Genomic DNA, 16,839 nt, shown 5'->3' with positions numbered 1-16,839 from the left:
CTCCATCGAGTGGGAGGACGCGGGCATGGACCGGCTGCACGGCGCACCCGAGTCCCTCGCCTACATCCGCGCACTCAACGCCATCACCCCACCCGACGCGGCCTTCGACGCCGCCTTCTCCTCCGAGAGCTGATCCCGCCTCTGCTCTCTCCAACAGGGCCGGGTCTCTCCAACAGGGCCGGGCGGCGCCTTCGCCGCCCGGCCCTGCTGTGTTCGGCTGTCGTGCTCAGACGGTCCGGCGGGGTGGGAGCAGGGCGTTGACGCGATCGGAGCCGGGCCAGACGTAGGGAAGGTCGTCGGGCTCACCGGGGAACAACGGGCCGTAGAACCCGGGGTCCTTGCGCAGCAGGGCGGAGCGGTGGCTGAGGTGGAGGGCGGGATCGCCCAGCCACGGCGGAAGCTCGCCCGCCTCGGCGAGGGCCACCTGGGTGCGGGGCGTCTCGATGCCGCGGCAGCCGAGCAGCTCGCTGGTCATCGTCCCGGCGCAGGTGTCGGCCCGGCCCATGTCGCACCACGCCGCGACGATCTCCAGGCCGTAGCGGACCAGCGCCTCCTCGTACCCGGCCCACATGTGCGCGACGGGATGGTGCCGCCAGCCGTACCCCGGGACGGTGAGCGTACGCAGGACCTGCAGCGCCTCGACCCGCTGCTTGCCCAGGCGGAGCGGGTCGAGCACGCGCGCGGAGGCGGTGAAGTCCGGATACGGCAGGAACGTCTGCATGTCGCCGTCCGCGTACCCGCGGCCGCCGGAGATATCCGTCCGGGCAGGGAGATCTCCGGTGGTCAGGGGTGGCCCGGCCGTGTTCTCAGCCGTGTTCTCAGCCGTGTGCTCAGTCGAACAGCACGATCTGCCGGAGCACCTCGCCGCCGCGCAGCGCGGCGACCGCCTCGTTCAGGTCGCCGATCCTGATCCGCGAGCTGATCATGCTGTCGAGGTCGAGCCTGCCCGCCTTGTAGAGGTTCACGAAGCGGGGGAAGTCCCTGCGGACGTCGGCGCCGCCGTACAGCGAGCTGAGGATGTTCTTGCCCTCGAACAACAGGCTGAAGGCGTTCAGCGGCACCTGGTCGTCCACGGCGCCCGCGCCGACGACGATGACGTCACCGCCGCGCCTGGTCGCCCGCCAGGCCGTCATGATGGCCGCCGACCTGCCGACCGCCTCGAAGCCGTGGTCGAAGCCCTGACCGCCGGTCAGGGCGCCGATCGCGTCCGTGACCTGGTCGGGGGTGCAGGCGTGGGTGGCCCCCACCTTCAGGGCGAGCGCGTGCTTGGACTCCAGCGGGTCGATCGCGAGGATCGTGGTCGCGCCGGAGATCCGGGCTCCCTGGATCACCGACAGCCCGACGCCGCCGCAGCCGACCACCGCCACGGTCGCCCCCGGGCGGACCTTCGCCGTGTTGAGCACGGCGCCGACGCCCGTGGTGACGCCGCAGCCGATCAGCGCCGCCACCTCGTACGGCACGTCGGGGTCGACCGTGATCGCGCCCTGCCAGGGCACGACGATCTCCTCGGCCCAGGTGCCGCACCCGGCCATCCCGAACGCGGGGGTGCCGCCGCCGAAGCGGAAGCGCGGCTCGGTGAAGCCCTTCATCATGTAGGTCATGCACAGGTTCGGCTGACCGGCCCGGCAACTCGGGCAGTCGCCGCAGGCGGGCGTCCAGTTGACGATGACGTGGTCGCCCGGGCTGACGGTGGTGACGCCGTCGCCCACCTCGACCACTTCGCCCGCGCCCTCGTGACCGGGGACGATCGGCAGGGGCTGGGGGAGCACGCCGGTCAGCACCGACAGGTCGGAGTGGCACACGCCGGTCGCCCGTACGCGCACGCGCACCTCGCCCGGGCCCACCGGCGTGAGCGTGATGTCGTCGCGGATGTCCAGCTTGTCGTCGCCGACCGCGTGCAGGATCGCGCCGCGCATGGTCACTCGTCCACGAGGGACAACGCGGCCTTCGGACAGGACCGGACCGCGTGGCGGACCCGGTCGAGCAGTTCGGCGGGCGGCTCGGGCGTCAGCACCCAGAGGTTGTCCTGGTCGTCGACCTCGAAGACCTCCGGAGCCAGACCCATGCAGACGGCGTTGGCCTCGCACGCCTCGTAATCCACAACGATCTTCACGACGCGTCCTCCTCATCGGGGGCCCGGGTAGGGTGCCCGTCATGGTAACTCCGATGCCCCTTCCGCTGCGCCGTGCCGCCGAGAAGGCGCGCGGCTTCATGCCGCCCGCCGAGGGCGAGGCGCTGTACGAGACCGCCGCGACGTACGGCCTGCGGGGGCCGGTCTGCGAGATCGGCACGTACTGCGGCAAGTCGGCGATCTACCTGGGCGCCGGGGCGCGGCAGGCGGGGACGGTGGTCTTCACCGTGGACCATCACCGGGGGTCGGAGGAGATCCAGCCCGGCTGGCCGCACCACGACCCCGACCTGGTCGACGCGAGGACCGGGCGGATGGACTCGCTGCCGTTCTTCCGTGACACGATCGCCGCCGCCGGTCTGGAGGACGAGGTGATCGCAGTGGTCGGCGACTCGGCGACGGTCGCCCGGTTCTGGGCCACGCCGCTCGCCGTGCTGTTCGTCGACGGCGGCCATTCGGAGGAGCCGGTGACCGCCGACTACGAGGGATGGGCGCCGCACGTCATGCCGGGCGGCGCGCTCGTCTTCCACGACATCTATCCCGATCCCGCCGACGGCGGGCAGGCGCCGTACCACGTCTATCTGCGCGCGCTGGATTCGGGCGCCTTCAAGGAGGTGCGGGTCACCGGGTCGCTGCGTGTGCTGGAGAAGAGCTGATCAGGCGCGGGCGCGCTCGCAGCCGCACTCGCCGGTGATGCGGGCCTCCCGGCCGCCGGCGTCGCGGAAGATCCCCGAGCCGGGGGACGTGCGGGCGAGCGCGTCGGCGGCGAGCACCACCGCGGCCGCCGTGTAGCCGGACCGCTCGTCGGGGAAGTGCCGCTCGTTCACGAACTGCCACCCGGTCCAGTAGGCCCCGTCCTCGTGACGCAGGTGCTGCATGTCCGCGAACACCGTCAGCGCGCGGTCCCGCAGCCCGGCGGAGTCGAGCGCGAGCACCAGTTCGCACGACTCCGCGCCGGTCACCCACGGCTGGTCGGAGACGCAGCGTGCCCCGAGGCCGGGTTCCACGAAGGTGTCCCATTCCAGGTCGAACCGGCGGACGGCGTCCACCCCGCGTACGGCGCCGCCGAGCACGGGGTAGTACCAGTCCATCGAGAACCGGCTCTTGTCGGCGAACGCCTCGGGGTGGTGGGCGACGACGTGGCCGAGCCGGTCGGCGGCGAGCTCCCAGTCGGGCTGCGGGTCGCCCAGCCGTTCGGCGAGCAGCGCCCCGCAGCGCAGGCCCTGGTGGATCGACGAGCACCCGGTGAGCAGGGCGTAGTCCGCCGGTCGGCCCTCGGCGTCGCGCTGCCAGAGGATCTCGCCCCGCGTGGTCTGCAGTCCCATGACGAAGCCGAGGGCCCGGACGACCGCCGGCCACATGGCACGGGCGAAGTCCTCGTCGCCGGTCACCAGCAGGTCGTGCCAGACGCCCACCGCGATGTACGCCGCGTGGTTGGACTCGCCGGCGGCCTCGGCGGGCCGCCCGTCCCGGATCCTCATGGGCCAGGAGCCGTCCGGGCGCTGGTGCCGTACGAGCCAGTCGTAGCCCTTGCGGGCCTCGTCGCGCAGCCCGGCCACGGTCAGCGCCATCAGGCACTCGATGTGGTTCCAGGCGTCGATGTGGCCCTCGGGCCAGGGCACCCCGCCCTCGTCGTCCTGGATCGCGGCGATGCTCTCGGCCGTACGGAGGACCTGGTCTGCGGTGATGATCCCGGGAACGTCCGGCACCCGCCTCATGCGGGCTTCCGGACGTAGACGACCACGCTCTTGCCGATCAGGGGGTTGAGCACGGCCTCGGCCAGCCGGGTGGCGAGGGGGCGCTTCATGATGTCCCAGACGAGAAGCTCGTGGTACGCCTTGGCCAGCGGGTGCTCGTCGTTCTTCACCCCCACCGCGCACTTGATCCACCAGTACGGCGTGTGCAGCCCGTGCGCGTGGTGGTGGCCGCCGACCTCCAGGCCCGAGGCCTTCAGCTTCGCCTGGAGCTCCGCCAACGTATAAATCCGGATATGTCCGCCGGGGGTGGTGTGGTAGTCCTCCGACAGCGCCCAGCAGACGCGCTCGGGGAGGAAGCTCGGGACCGTGATCGCGGCCCGGCCGCCCGGCTTGAGCACGCGTACGATCTCCCGCATCGCGGCCATGTCGTCGGGGATGTGCTCCAGCACCTCGGCGGCGATCACGCGGTCGAAGGAGGCGTCGGGGAACGGCATGTCGAGGGCGTCGCCGACGACGGTGTCGCCGGTCGCGCCGGCCGGCACCTCGCCCTCCTTGTCCATGGCCGCGAACATGGCCGCCACGCTCTCCATCTCGGCGGCGTCCATGTCGAAGGCGACCACGTCGGCGCCGCGGCGCAGCACCTCGAAGGCGTGCCGGCCACCACCGGCCCCGAGGTCGAGGACGCGGTCACCCGGTCCGACCGGCAGCCGGGCGAAGTCGACGGTCAGCACTCGGTGCCTGCCTTTCGTGGGGTCGTGCTACCTGGGGCTGTGCTTCCTGAGCTGTGCTTCGCCGGGGCCGGGGAGTCACCGCGAGGGGGTGTGGGCGGCGATGGCCTCGTGGTAGGCCTCGACGGTGCGGCGGGCGACGACCGGCCACGCGTAGCGCTCCATCACGCGGTCGTAGCCGCGGCGGCCGTACTCCTCGCGCTCGCGCGGGGAGTCGAGCAGGCGGCGCAGCACGGCGGCGAGCTCCTCCGGGTCGCCCGGCGGCACCTGCATCGCCGCGTCGCCGACCACCTCGGGCAGGGCGCCCGTACGCGAGGCGACCAGCGGGGTGCCGCACGCCATGTGCTCGACGGCCGGCAGCGAGAAGCCCTCGTACAGGGAGGGGACCACCGCCACCTCGGAGGTGGCGATCAGCTCGGCCAGCTCCTCGTCGGGGATGCCGTGCACGAACCGCACCCGGTCGTGCAGCGACAGCTCGCCGACGAGCTGTTCGGTGGGCCCGCCGGGGGTGGGCCTGCTCACCACGGTCAGGTTGACCTCCCGCTCGGTGGCGAGCTTGGCCACGGCCCGCAGCAGCGTCGCGACGCCCTTCATCGGGGAGTCGGCGCTGGCCACGGCCACGATCGAGTTCTCCCGCTTCGGCAGTTCCGGCCGGGGGTGGAAGAACCGCGTGTCGACGCCGAGGGGGATCAGCCGCATGTTCGACTGCGGCACGTTGAAGTCGCGGTGGATGTCGGCGAGCGACGACTCGCTGACGGTCAGGATCGGGCTGAGCCGGGGGGCGACGACGCTCTGCATGCGGACGAACCCGTACCAGCGGCGCATCGACAGCCGCTTCCACCCCTTGGCGGCCTTGAGTTCGATCCGCCGGTCGACGCTGATCGGGTGATGGATGGTGCCCACCACCGGCAACAGCTTCTGGATGCCGAGCAGGCCGTACCCCAGCGTCTGGTTGTCCTGGACGACGTCGAAGTCGCCCCGCCGCCTCCTGAGCTCGCGGAAGGCGCGCAGGCTGAACGTCAGCGGCTCGGGGAACCCGGCCGTCCACATGGTGGCGACCTCCAGCGCGTCGATCCAGTCGCGGTACTCCGCGAGCTTCGGCGTGCGGAACGGGTCCTCGTCGCGGTAGAGGTCCAGGCTGGGGACCTTGTTGAGGATCACGCCCTCGTCCAGCTCCGGGTACGGCTGGCCGGAGAAGACCTCGACGTGGTGGCCCAGGGCGACGAGCTCACGGCTGATGTGGCGCAGGTACACCCCCTGGCCGCCGCAGGTGGGCTTGCTGCGATAGGACAGCAGCGCGACTCGCAGCCTCTCCGCCAAGAGGCACCCCTTTCCAGTCGTGCCCCCGTGGGGCTGCTGCCAGGAACACTACCATTTGACCTTATCCGGGGTGCTGTGAGGTGGAAGTGGTCCTCGCTCGACCCTCACCCTCCCCGACCTGGGGTGTTAGGTTACCCGAACGGGATTCGGTGTAACGCGTTCTACTATCGGCCAGGTGGGTGAGGTCGGGCAGGGCGGTACATTCGCCTCTCATAGGCCGAGTTGGATGGTATGAGGAGGATCCGTTGGCCAGGCGTGCGCTGATCACCGGCATCACCGGTCAGGACGGCTCCTATCTCGCCGAGCACCTGCTGCGTGAGGGATACGAGGTCTGGGGGCTGGTCCGCGGCCAGGCGAACCCGCGCGTGCCGCGCGTGCGCCGCCTCCTGCAGGACGTGCGGCTCGTACGGGGCGACCTGCTCGACCAGGGATCGCTGATCTCGGCGGTCGAGAAGGCGCAGCCGGACGAGGTCTACAACCTGGGGGCCATCTCGTTCGTGCCGATGTCGTGGGAGCAGGCCGAGCTCACCGGGGAGGTGACCGGCATGGGCGTGCTCCGGGTGCTGGAGGCCATCCGCGTCTGCTCCGGGATCACCGCCGCGCGCCGCTCGCCCGCGGGGCAGATCCGCTTCTACCAGGCGTCGTCCTCGGAGATGTTCGGTCAGGTCAGGGAGACGCCGCAGACCGAGCGCACCCCCTTCCACCCCAGGTCGCCGTACGGCGTGGCCAAGGCGTACGGGCACTTCCTCACGCAGAACTACCGCGAGTCGTACGGGATGTTCGCGGTGTCGGGGATCCTGTTCAACCACGAGTCGCCCCGGCGCGGGGCGGAGTTCGTCACCCGCAAGGTCTCGCTCGGCGTGGCGAGGATCAAGCTCGGCATGGCGTCGGAGCTGCGCCTCGGCAACCTGGAGGCACGCCGCGACTGGGGTTTCGCGGGCGACTTCGTCCGGGCCATGCACCTGATGCTGTCGGCCGCCGAGCCCGAGGACTACGTCATCGGCACCGGGCGTACGCACTCGGTGCGCGAACTGGTCGAGGCCGCCTTCGGCGCCGCCGGGCTGGACTGGGAGCGGCACGTCGTCTGCGACTCCTCCCTGCACCGGCCGGCGGAGGTCGACCTGCTGTGCGCGGACCCGAAGAAGGCCCGCACCCAGCTGGGCTGGGAGCCGACGGTGTCGTTCGAGGACCTCGTGGCGATGATGGTCGAGGCCGACCTGCGCCTCCTCGCCGACGGGCGTGACCCCGAGCAGGACAATCCCTCCTGGCCGTGACCGTCCCGCCCGGGGCGGCGCGTTTCTGTCGGTGCGCTCTGGTACGACGGACACATGGGTGTGAGCGTCGAGGAGTTCCTGGGCATGCTGGACCGGCTGCCCGAGGTGCGGCAGAGCGAGGGAGGCGACTGGGTCTCCTTCAAGGTGCGCGACAAGGGTTTCGGCTACCTCTGGGAGCGGACCCGGACGGTCGGCCTCAAGGCCACGATCGAGGAGCAGATCGCGCTGGTGGCCGAGCGTCCCGAGGTGTTCGAGCCGCAGTTCACCGCCGGGCGGTTCGGCTGGGTCGTCGTCCGCCTGGACGGGATCGATCCGGACGAGCTGTTCGAGCTGGTCACCGAGGCGTGGTGCCTGACCGCGCCCAAGGCCCTCGTCGAGGCATTCGAATGACGTCCCGATGAACTGGAACTCGTTCTAGCCCAATTCCCGGCCTGGCTGCGGGGATGATTCCGGGAGCGGGCGGTGAATTCTAGAAACCGGCGAGCAGCCGCTCGGCGGCGAGTTCGATCCGGTGCTGGATCTGCTCGTAGGTTCGCCGTCCGCGCAGCATCTCCAGCAGCTCCTGCACCCACACCCCCACCAGGGACCCGGTGAGAGCGAGCTGGTCGTCGGGGGGAAGGTCCGCGGTGCGGCCGCCGGTGGCGACGCGCAGCACCAGGCTCGCCATCCGGTCGCCGAACGGCGCCTCCACCTCCGCGATGATCAGGGAGCGGATCAGCGCGTCGGCCAGTTCCGGCTCGCGCATCAGTCCCCGGGTCGCCCGCATCAGCACGTCGGCCGCGCGGCCGGCGGGATGGGCGGCATTCGGGGGCCGCCGCTCGATGCTGGACTCCAGCAGGTCGATCTCCTCGCCGACCACCGCCACGACCAGGTCCATCTTCGAGGGGAAGTAGCGGTAGAGCGTTCCCAGCGCGACGCCCGCACGTTCGGCCACCGTGCGCATCTGCATCGCCTCGACGCCCCCGCGGGAGGCGAGGGCCGCGGCCGCCTGCACAATCCGACGGCGTCGCTGGTGCTGGCTCCGGGTGCGGACTCCGGGAGTGGCCGGAGCCGCATGCGCGCCCGTGCCGGAGGGCGCGTCGGGACGCGGCGGCGGGACGTCGGCGACCACATGCGAAGTGCGCATGAGAACACGCTATCCGACTCCCGCCCGCTCAGACTGGTTACCCACCAGTCACAGAAACGCGGGCATTTCGCGGAATGTAATCGGTTCTACTTCACTTGTCCCGAGCGGGAAGGTCAGTGCGTGACGATCGTCGGCACGGTGAAGAAGACGACCAGCGCGATGATCAGGCAGATCAGGAAGCCGACGACCTCCCACAGCCAGTCGTAGTGCCGGTCGCTCTTCTTGCGCGGTCCCTTCCCCGCGGGCCTGACGCCGGTGGCCTCGGCGTTCCCGGCGCTACCGGCGTTCCTGGTGGTCGTCTGCTTCTTGGCTGTCTGCTTCTTGGTCGTGCGCTTCTTGGCCGGGCGCTTGCCGTCATTCCGCGCGGGCGCGACCGGCGAGGCGGCAGGGACGGCAGCAGGGACGGCGGCCGGTGCGGCCGACGCGGCTGCCGGTGTGACGGCAGGGTCGGGGACGGGGTCCACATCGGCCTTCGCCGCAGGCGCGTCGACGGCCTGCTCGCCGCCCGCCTCCTGCGCACCGTTCGTCGTCGGCGCACTGTTCGTTTCCGGCGTGCCGGGGGCGTCGTCCTCGGGGAACGCCGCCGGATAGCCGCCGACGGGATGCTTCACCTGCTCCTCGACCCGCGGGAACTGCGTTTCCGGAAACTGCGGGAACTCAGCCTCCGGAAACTGCGGGAACTCCGCCTGCGGGAACACAGCCTCCGGGAACACGGTTTGCGGGATCGCGGTGCTCTCGGCCGGGCGGAACGCCTCAGTCGGCCCGGACGCCTCGGGCGGAGCGGCGGCCTCCGTGACAAGCCGGGAGTCCGGCCCAGCGGCCGCATCAGCGGTCACGTCAGAGGCAGGCTGAGCAGCCGGCTCGCCGGCCGGCCTGGCGGGTGCCTCGGCCGGGGCCGCGAAGGCGTCGAAGGGTTCGGCGGAGCGGAGCGTCTCGAACAGGAGCGTGTGCGCCGCCTCGAACGGCTCGGCGGGCGTGGCGGCGGTGGCCGGGCCGGGGGGTGTGAACGCGTCGAAGGGCTCACCGGGCGGGAGTGCGCCGGGAGATGCGAAGGCGTCGAAGGACTCACCGGGCGGAAGCGGGCCGGCGGGCGCGAACGCGTCGAAGTCGCGCCGTTCGCCCGGCGTCTGCCGCTGCGGATCGTCCGCGAAGACGGCGGGGGCGGGTGGCGGGTCGGCGGGCCGGGCCACCCCGGGAGGGGTCGCGGGAGCGAAGGCGTCGAACGGGTCGGCCGGGCGGAAGGCGTCGAACCTGTCAGCCTCGAACCTGTCGGCGTCGAACCTGTTGGCCTCGAAGCCCTCGGCTTTGAACCACTCGACGGCGGACCTGTCTGTGGCGGGACCTTCGGCAGCCACAGAACCGCCATGACCCGCGTGTCCCGCCGACTCCGGGACACCGAAGCCGGGCACGGGAACGCCCGACGCGGACTCCGCAAGGCCGGAGCCAGGCGGCTGCGACCCAGGCGGCTGCGACGAGGCCTGAGACTGCGGCCGAGACGGCGTGGACGCCTGGGACGGCGCCTGAGATGGGGCGTCGGACAGAGCCGCCTGGGACAGGGTGTCGGACAGAGCCTGGGACGGGAACCGTGGGGGAGTCCGCGGCTCCACCGGCGCCGCCAACGCCTCCTGCCCCGGGCTCTCCTGCGCCGACGTTCCCTGTGCCCGGCTTTCGCGTGCCTGGGCTTCGCGTGCCCGGGTTTCGTGTGACCGGGTCTCCTCTGACCGCGGCTCCGGCCGGGTGGCGCGCTTTCTGCGCAGGCGGCCCTCGGTGAGCGAGTTGAGCAGCGCGCCGCGCAGCCGGGGCATGGGCTCGGTCGTCGCCTCGTGCTTGGCCCTGCGCCGGGGCTCCTGGGGCGTGAGGGCCTCGGTCTTGACCACGCAGGTGTTGGTCACCTGGTCGGGGTCGCTCAGCGGCAGCGGCCAGGTCGGGGTGGTCGGCCACAGCCTCTTGGTGACGAGCCCGCCGGACCCAGGCTGAGCACCGGACTCGTCCGCCACCTGCTCGGCACCGGTCGCGGCCGGGTCGCCGGGCTCCTCGTACGGCAGCGCCGCCAGCACCCGGTTCCGCACGGAGGCGGACGGATGACGCCAGGGCAGCCGGGCCAGCACGTCGGCGACGGGGGCGACCCCGATGGCGTCGTACACCTCCGCGACGGAGGGAGGCACGAACGGCGCGGACCTCGCCGCGGCGACCGCCGTCGCCAGCGTCTGGGTGAAGCGGCGCTTCGCTCCGGCGGCGAGTTCCTCCGCGGTGTCGACGGCCACGTCGAGCACCAGCGACAGCTCCGGGGGCGTGAGGCCGCAGACCTCCGACAGCAGCAGGACCTCCCGCTGGTGCGGCCGGATGTCGCGGAACACCCGCTCGATCAGCGCGGTGGCCGGGTCGGCGACGGAGTCCACGGCGGGCAGCGCGTAGCTGACGTCCCGGCGGTAGATCTCCCGGCGGGCCAGCGCGTACAGCACAGCGCGCGAGGGGGGTTCGGCGGCGGCCGGAGCGGTGGTGAAGACGGCCACCACGGCGTCGGCCGCCGAGGCGGTCTCGCCGAGCTGGTCGTGGCAGTACGCGAACAACCCCGCGGCGTGACGCTCGAAGAGCTCGGCGATCAGCTCGCTCCTGGAGCGCTGACCGGTGAGCGGTGATGTCACGACCGGCTCCTCTGGGGTTCGTGGCTGGTCCCTACGGGAGGAACGGAGCGGAGGGACAGGAGAGGCGTGAGAGTAATCATGCCAACACATCGGCGCACCCCGCATCAGGAGATGCCCTATTGATAGATATTCAGGCCCGGATCCCGCGAGTATCCTCCATGGCTGTCGGCCGGGCTGACGAACGCGGTGGGGGCCGCCACGATTTCCGGGGCGCTGACGGGGAAGAGCGAGGGCGCCTCCTGTGTTGCCTTGATCGCACACTCTTTCGAAGGGCAGATACGGCGTGATCACATTCGAAGGTGTCACCAAGCGCTACCGGGACGGGACGGTGGCCGTGGACGACCTGAGCCTCGAGGTGCCCACAGGTGCGATCACCGTGTTCGTGGGCCCCTCCGGCTGCGGCAAGACCACCTCGCTGCGGATGATCAACCGCATGATCGACGCCACCTCCGGCCGTATCGCCCTCGACGGCCAGGACGTGCGTGAGATCGACCCGCCCACGCTTCGGCGCGGCATCGGCTACGTCATCCAGCAGGCGGGCCTGTTCCCGCACCGCAGGATCGTGGACAACGTCGCGACGGTGCCGTACCTGCTGGGCTGGAACAAGAAGAAGGCCCGCGCCCGGGCGATGGAGCTGCTCGAACTGGTCGGGCTCGACGCGGGCCTCGCGAACCGTTATCCCTTCCAGCTCTCCGGCGGCCAGCAGCAGCGGGTCGGCGTGGCCCGGGCGCTCGCGGCGGACCCGCCGGTGCTGCTGATGGACGAGCCGTTCAGCGCCGTCGACCCGGTCGTCCGGGCCAGCCTTCAGGACGAGTTGCTCCGCCTGCAGTCGGAACTGCGCAAGACGATCGTGTTCGTCACCCACGACATCGACGAGGCGGTCAAGCTCGGCGACACGGTGGCCGTCCTACGAGTCGGCGGGCGGCTGGCCCAGATGGCAGGCCCCGCCACGCTGCTCACCGAGCCGGCCGACGACTTCGTCCGCGGGTTCCTCGGGCGCGACCGGGGCATCCGGCGGCTGTCGTTCATCTCGGCCAAGGAGGTGCGGCTCGGCCCGGCGCCGCCCGACCTCGTTACCGGCGAGGACGGCAGGCCGCTCGGCTGGCGGACCGGCGACGGCCTCGCGGCGTACGGCACCTTCGACCCCGAGACCGACTCGCTGCGGGCGGCGCTCGACGCGGCGCTGCTGTCGCCGAACGGCGTCGCGGTCGCCGTGGACGAGGAGGGCCGCGTGCGCGGGGTGGCCGGGCGGGACGCGATCGACGAGCTGCTCGCCGAGTACGCGCCGCCTGTAAAGGGCGCAGGCTCCGCCGAGGAGGCGCCCGCGTGATCGAGGAGCCCCTGGTCCGCTGGGACTGGATCGCGCGCAACTGGGACAGCGGAAGCCCTTCGGCGATCAGCACGCTGCTGGAGAACCATGTCGTGACGGCCTTCCTGCCGGTGCTGCTCGGGCTGGTGGTGGCGCTGCCGCTCGGCCTGGCCTGCGCCCGGTGGCGGTGGCTGTACCAGCCGACGGCGGCGCTGATGAACGTGACCTACTCCCTGCCCTCCCTCGTGCTGTTCTCGGTGTTCCTGTCGGTCACCGGGCTCACCCGCGCGACCGTCGTCATCCCGCTGACGTTCTTCGCCCTGGCGATCCTGATCCCCGCCGTCGTGGACGGGCTGGCCTCGGTCCCCGACCCCGTACGGCAGTCGGCCGTGGCGATGGGCTTCCGGCCCGCGCGCCGCCTGCTCCGGGTCGAGCTGCCGGTGGCGGTGCCGGTGGTCCTGGCCGGGCTGCGGGTCGCGACCGTGTCCAGCATCAGCCTGGTGAGCGTGGGCGCGCTGATCGGCCAGGGCGGGCTCGGCAACCTGTTCATCGACGGCTGGCAGCGGCAGTTCTACACGCCGATCGTGGTCGGGATCGCGCTCATCGTGCTGCTCGCGGTGCTCGCCGACGGGCTGCTCGTGCTCGCCCAGCGGCTGCTGACCCCCTGGTCCCGGGCGAGGAGCACGGCATGAACGGGAGCGGCGTGAACGGGGGCACGGCATGAACTGGCTGGCCGACTTCTTCGGCGACGCGGCGCACTGGTCCGGCCCCGACGGCATCCCGGTCCGGCTGCTGGAGCACCTGGGATACTCGGCGGCGGCCTTCCTCGTCGCGGCGCTGATCGCCGTGCCGCTCGGCATGCTCATCGGTCACACCGGCCGCGGCGCGCTGCTCGTCGTGGTCGCGGCGAACGCGGCCCGGGCCCTGCCGACGCTCGGCCTGCTCGTGCTCGTCGTGCTGCTGGCCGGGGTGGGGACCGTGCTGCCGGTGCTGGTCCCGCTGATCGTGCTGGCGGTCCCGCCCATCCTGGTCAACACGTACGAGGGACTGCGCGGGGTGGACGCCGACCTGCGCGACGCGGCGTACGGCATGGGCCTGCGCGGGCCGCAGGTGCTGTTCCGGACGCTGACGCCGGTCGCGCTGCCGCTGATCCTGCTGGGGCTGCGCCTGTCGGCCATCCAGGTCGTCTCCACCGCCACCGTGGCGGCGTTCGTCGGCCTCGGCGGGCTCGGCCGGTTCATCATCGACGGCCTGGCCACCAAGGCGTACTCCAGCGTGATCGGCGGCGCGGTCCTGGTCGCGGCCCTCGCGCTGGCCGTCCAGTTCGGCTTCCTCCTCCTCGACCGGGTGGTCGTCTCGCCGGGAGTCCGACAGACCCGCTAATCTCCGTATTATCTCCCAAAAATGAAGGGTTTTTCCTTATGAGGCGTATGTTCGGCGTCGCGGCGGTCGCCCTGACCACGGCGCTCACATTGTCGGCCTGCGGGGGGTCCGACCCGCTGTCCACCACCGCGTCGGCCGCCCCTTCGGCCTCCGGGTCCGGCGGCGCGGCCTCCGCCAAGGTGGTCGTCGGCTCCTTCGACTTCCCCGAGAGCGTCCTGCTCGCCTCGATCTACGCCCAGGCGCTCCAGGCCAAGGGCGTCACGGTCGAGGAGAAGCCCAACATCGGCAGCCGCGAGGTCGTCTACGACCAGATCAAGAGCGGCGGCCTGACCGTGCTGCCCGAGTACGCCGGGTCGCTGCTGGCGTTCATCGACAAGTCGAGCACGGCCAGGACCAAGGACGACATCCTCGCCGGGCTGAAGGCGAAGCTGCCGCCCGAGCTGGAGATCCTGGAGCCCGCCGCGGCCGAGGACAACAACTCGCTCACCGTCACCAAGGCGACGGCCGACAAGTACAAGCTCGCCACGATCGAGGACCTCGCGAAAGTCTCCAAGGACCTCACGGTCGGCGGGCCGCCGGAGTTCAAGGACCGCCAGGAGGAGAACTTCAAGACCGTCTACGGCCTGGAGTTCAAGCAGTGGAAGCCCACCGGGGCCACCACCGCGGACGCGATCAAGAGCGGCACGGTCCAGGTCGGCAACGTGTTCACCACCGACCCCAAGATCGTGCTGAACGACCTCGTGCCGTTGCAGGACAACAAGAACGCCTTCGGCTCGGAGAACGTGACGCCCCTGGTCCACAAGGCCGAGGCGAACGACACCGTGGTCTCCACGCTCAACGCGATCTCCGCCAAGCTGGACACCGAGACGCTGGTCTCGCTGATGAAGCGGATCGCCGTCGACAAGGACGACCCGCCGGCGGTCGCCAAGGACTGGCTGACCCAGAACGGCCTCCTCTAGGTGGGTCGGGAGTGAGGACCGGGTGAGTCCGGTGCAGGGGCTGTTCACCGAGGCCATGCGGCAACTCGCCGCGGGCGTCGCCGTGCTGACGGTGAAGGACGACCGTGACGACCTCGGCACGACGGTCGCGACCCTGATGTCGGTGTCGCTCGACCCGCCGCTCGTGCTGGTCAGCCTCGACTCGGCCGGTTATCTCGCCGAGGTGCTCCTGCGCCGGGACCGGTGGGCCGCCAGCCTTCTAGCCGACGGTCAGCAGGCGGTCGCCTCCCGCTTCGCCGCCGCGGGGCGGCCGGGGGCGCGGCTCCTGCTGGCCGGGGCCGCCCACCACCGCGGCGCGCACAGCGAGGCGCTGGTGGTGGACGGCGGAGTGGCGGCGATCGAGGCCGAGACGACGCAGGTCGTCCCGGCCGGCGATCACACCCTGTTCGTCGGCGCGGTTCTGGGCGTCGACTACGTCGACGCCCAGAAATCCCCGCTTGTACGGCTGCGCTCCCGCTACCGGACGGTCCAGTAGCCCGGCAGCACGAGCGGGCCGTACGCCGGTAGGCCGAGCTCTCCGGCGAGCCGGGCGAGTGGCCCCCACGCCTCCAGGCGCACCCGGGATAGGGCGGCCGACCTGTCCTCGCTCGACTCCGCCGGCCGCAGCCGCTCCAGCGGGTGCATGCGGGGATAGGTCCGCACCGGGGCGGCGGTGGCGAGCCCGGCCCGGCGGCGGGCCAGGGCGAGGGCGTCCTCCAGGCCGCCGAGCTCGTCGGCGAGACCGGCCGCCCGGGCGTCGGCGCCGGTCCAAACCCGGCCCCTGGCCAGCTCGTGCGCCCGCTCCCTGCTCAGGCCGCGGCCGTCGGCCACCTTGCCCACGAAGTCGTCGTAGATACGGTCGAGCCAGGCGTTGACCCGCTCCCACTGCGTCTCGGAGAACGCGGTCGTCGGCGAGAACATCCCGGCGTTGGCGCCCTCGGCGACCGACTCCGTCACCACGCCGAGCCTGCCGAGCAGCTCACCGACGACGGGCTTGCCGCCGAACACGCCGATCGAGCCGGTCAGCGTGCCCGGCTGGGCCACGATCACGTCGGCGGCCATCGACACGAAGTAGCCGCCGGAGGCGGCCAGGTCGCCCATCGACACGATGACCGGCTTGCCCGACTCGCGGGCCAGCACGACCTCCCGCCAGATGGCGTCGGAGGCGACGTACGAGCCGCCGGGGCTGTCCACCCGGAACACGATGGCCTTGACCTTGTCGTCCCGCCGGGCCGCGCGCAGGGCGGCGCAGACGGTGTCGGAGCCCATGGCGCCTCCGCCGCCGAGGGGAGACCTGCCGCTGCGCCCGAGGCGGATCGTGCCGGTGCCGTGCACCAGGGCCACGGTGTCGGCGCCGGGATGCGGCAGCTTCCCGGACAGCGCGCTCTTGGCGTACCGGGACACGTACTGCAGGTGGGCGCCGTCCTCGACCGTCTCCGCGTAGACCTCGTCGCGATACTTCAGTCCGTCCACGAGTCCGGCCTCGACGGCCTCGGCGCCGATGAACGGGCCCTGGTCGATCAGCTCGCGCACGCGCTCGGGGGTGAGCCGGCGCGCCTCGGCGATGCCGGCGGTGATCTGCTCGGTCACCGACTCGGCGATGCGGGTCGCCGACTCGCGGTGCGCGTCCGTCATGTGGTTCTGGGTGAACATGTTGGCCGCGGTCTTGTACTCGTGCCGCTGGCCGAGCTGATACTCCACCCCGGCCCTGGCGAGCGCGTCGCGCAGGAAGCGCTGCTCCAGCGCCACCCCGGTCAGCCCGACGTCGCCGGAGGGCTGGAGGTAGACCCGCTCGAACGCGCTGGCCAGATAGTACGGAACCGTGCCGGCGCCGAACTCCCCGAAGGTCTCGGCGAACGCGACGGTCGGCTTGCCCGCCGCGCGCAGCTTCACGACGGCTTCGCGCAGTTCCTGCACCGTCCCCAGGCCCAGGGGGTTCCCGCCGATCTTGACGATGAGTGCGGCGACCCGGGGGTCCTTGCGGGCGCGGCGCAGGCCCGACAGCACCTCCGCCAGGCGTGGCTTGCGCATCGACAGCAGGGCGGTCACAGGGTCGGCGGGCGGTCCCTCGGACAGCCCTTCGGTCAGGTCCAGCTCCAGCACCAGCGGCCCGGTGCGGCGCTGCCGCAGCTTGCCCACGGTCTCCACGATCGTCCTCGACGCGTCCATAAATGCCACCATAAGCGACGGTTTTCGCCTGTATGCCCCGACGATCAGGGGCCCCCGCGTGAGTGGGACACGCGGGGGCCCTG

General features: G+C 71.8%; 17 protein-coding genes and 1 pseudogene. 9 read left to right on the top strand and 9 right to left on the bottom strand.

Annotated features, from left to right (window positions below; translation table 11 throughout):
• A pseudogene (locus FED44_RS33495) lies at nucleotides 1–133 on the top strand (sugar phosphate isomerase/epimerase); the annotation flags it as partial.
• A gap of 93 nt (nucleotides 134–226) precedes the next feature.
• Here FED44_RS33495 and FED44_RS33490 read toward each other — a convergent pair.
• From FED44_RS33490 to FED44_RS33480, 3 genes are all read right to left on the bottom strand, one after another.
• Nucleotides 227–721, bottom strand: a complete 495-nt coding sequence (locus tag FED44_RS33490) for an MSMEG_6728 family protein (protein WP_111698902.1) — start codon at nucleotides 719–721, stop codon at nucleotides 227–229.
• Between the two features lie 109 nt (nucleotides 722–830).
• Nucleotides 831–1,916: a Zn-dependent alcohol dehydrogenase gene (locus FED44_RS33485; RefSeq protein WP_138463176.1), complete on the bottom strand. Its 1,086-nt coding sequence runs from the start codon at nucleotides 1,914–1,916 to the stop codon at nucleotides 831–833.
• 2 nt (nucleotides 1,917–1,918) lie between these two features.
• The gene (locus FED44_RS33480; RefSeq protein WP_111698898.1) at nucleotides 1,919–2,113 is read right to left on the bottom strand and encodes a ferredoxin; all 195 of its coding nucleotides are present in this window, start codon (nucleotides 2,111–2,113) and stop codon (nucleotides 1,919–1,921) included.
• Between the two features lie 41 nt (nucleotides 2,114–2,154).
• Between FED44_RS33480 and FED44_RS33475 the strand changes: the two genes are divergently transcribed.
• Nucleotides 2,155–2,784 carry a class I SAM-dependent methyltransferase gene (locus tag FED44_RS33475; protein WP_138463175.1) on the top strand — a complete coding sequence of 210 codons (630 nt, stop codon included), beginning with the start codon at nucleotides 2,155–2,157 and terminating at the stop codon, nucleotides 2,782–2,784.
• Here FED44_RS33475 and FED44_RS33470 read toward each other — a convergent pair whose 3' ends face one another.
• The 3 genes from FED44_RS33470 to FED44_RS33460 form a co-directional block, all read right to left on the bottom strand.
• Complete coding sequence (locus FED44_RS33470; RefSeq protein WP_138463174.1) at nucleotides 2,785–3,846, bottom strand: glucosidase family protein; 1,062 nt, start codon at nucleotides 3,844–3,846, stop codon at nucleotides 2,785–2,787.
• Nucleotides 3,843–4,556, bottom strand: coding sequence for a class I SAM-dependent methyltransferase (locus FED44_RS33465; RefSeq protein ID WP_111698894.1), 714 nt, complete (start codon nucleotides 4,554–4,556; stop codon nucleotides 3,843–3,845). Before FED44_RS33465 ends, FED44_RS33470 begins: the two co-directional genes overlap by 4 nt.
• A 75-nt stretch (nucleotides 4,557–4,631) precedes the next feature.
• Nucleotides 4,632–5,873 carry a glycosyltransferase family 4 protein gene (locus FED44_RS33460; protein WP_138463173.1) on the bottom strand — a complete coding sequence of 414 codons (1,242 nt, stop codon included), beginning with the start codon at nucleotides 5,871–5,873 and terminating at the stop codon, nucleotides 4,632–4,634.
• A gap of 245 nt (nucleotides 5,874–6,118) precedes the next feature.
• Between FED44_RS33460 and FED44_RS33455 the strand changes: the two genes are divergently transcribed.
• Together FED44_RS33455 and FED44_RS33450 are read left to right on the top strand one after the other, a co-directional pair.
• Complete coding sequence (locus tag FED44_RS33455; RefSeq protein WP_111698890.1) at nucleotides 6,119–7,147, top strand: GDP-mannose 4,6-dehydratase; 1,029 nt, start codon at nucleotides 6,119–6,121, stop codon at nucleotides 7,145–7,147.
• 54 nt (nucleotides 7,148–7,201) lie between these two features.
• The gene (locus FED44_RS33450) at nucleotides 7,202–7,537 is read left to right on the top strand and encodes an MmcQ/YjbR family DNA-binding protein (protein ID WP_111698889.1); all 336 of its coding nucleotides are present in this window, start codon (nucleotides 7,202–7,204) and stop codon (nucleotides 7,535–7,537) included.
• 79 nt (nucleotides 7,538–7,616) lie between these two features.
• On the opposite strand, the gene FED44_RS33445 is transcribed toward FED44_RS33450, so the two are convergent.
• Nucleotides 7,617–8,273 (bottom strand): TetR family transcriptional regulator, encoded by a 657-nt coding sequence (locus FED44_RS33445; protein WP_138463172.1) that lies wholly within the window; start codon nucleotides 8,271–8,273, stop codon nucleotides 7,617–7,619.
• 113 nt (nucleotides 8,274–8,386) lie between these two features.
• Nucleotides 8,387–10,918, bottom strand: coding sequence for a hypothetical protein (locus FED44_RS33440; protein WP_138463171.1), 2,532 nt, complete (start codon nucleotides 10,916–10,918; stop codon nucleotides 8,387–8,389).
• Nucleotides 10,919–11,201: 283 nt separating this feature from the next.
• Here FED44_RS33440 and FED44_RS33435 point away from each other — a divergent pair, with 283 nt between their 5' ends.
• Genes FED44_RS33435 through FED44_RS33415 form a run of 5 tightly spaced genes read left to right on the top strand, consistent with a single transcriptional unit; the run spans nucleotide 11,202 to nucleotide 15,083 of the window.
• Nucleotides 11,202–12,248, top strand: a complete 1,047-nt coding sequence (locus tag FED44_RS33435; RefSeq protein WP_138463170.1) for an ABC transporter ATP-binding protein — start codon at nucleotides 11,202–11,204, stop codon at nucleotides 12,246–12,248.
• Nucleotides 12,245–12,919, top strand: coding sequence for an ABC transporter permease (locus tag FED44_RS33430; RefSeq protein ID WP_111698875.1), 675 nt, complete (start codon nucleotides 12,245–12,247; stop codon nucleotides 12,917–12,919). Before FED44_RS33435 ends, FED44_RS33430 begins: the two co-directional genes overlap by 4 nt.
• A gap of 28 nt (nucleotides 12,920–12,947) precedes the next feature.
• On the top strand, nucleotides 12,948–13,610 hold the full coding sequence (locus FED44_RS33425) for an ABC transporter permease (protein WP_138463169.1): 663 nt from the start codon (nucleotides 12,948–12,950) through the stop codon (nucleotides 13,608–13,610).
• Nucleotides 13,611–13,648: 38 nt separating this feature from the next.
• A complete protein-coding gene (locus FED44_RS33420) occupies nucleotides 13,649–14,569 on the top strand; it encodes an ABC transporter substrate-binding protein (RefSeq protein ID WP_187406110.1) in 921 nt (306 codons plus the stop codon).
• Between the two features lie 55 nt (nucleotides 14,570–14,624).
• The gene (locus FED44_RS33415) at nucleotides 14,625–15,083 is read left to right on the top strand and encodes a flavin reductase family protein (protein WP_138463183.1); all 459 of its coding nucleotides are present in this window, start codon (nucleotides 14,625–14,627) and stop codon (nucleotides 15,081–15,083) included.
• On the opposite strand, the gene FED44_RS33410 is transcribed toward FED44_RS33415, so the two are convergent.
• On the bottom strand, nucleotides 15,065–16,756 hold the full coding sequence (locus tag FED44_RS33410; protein WP_138463168.1) for a S49 family peptidase: 1,692 nt from the start codon (nucleotides 16,754–16,756) through the stop codon (nucleotides 15,065–15,067). The genes FED44_RS33415 and FED44_RS33410 overlap by 19 nt on opposite strands.
• Nucleotides 16,757–16,839 lie beyond the last annotated feature (83 nt).

This window comes from Microbispora triticiradicis, assembly GCF_005864065.1.
GTDB classification, from domain to species: domain Bacteria; phylum Actinomycetota; class Actinomycetes; order Streptosporangiales; family Streptosporangiaceae; genus Microbispora; species Microbispora triticiradicis.
Note: the sequence above shows the minus strand (reverse complement) of the source record. Positions and strands in the feature narration are given on the sequence as shown.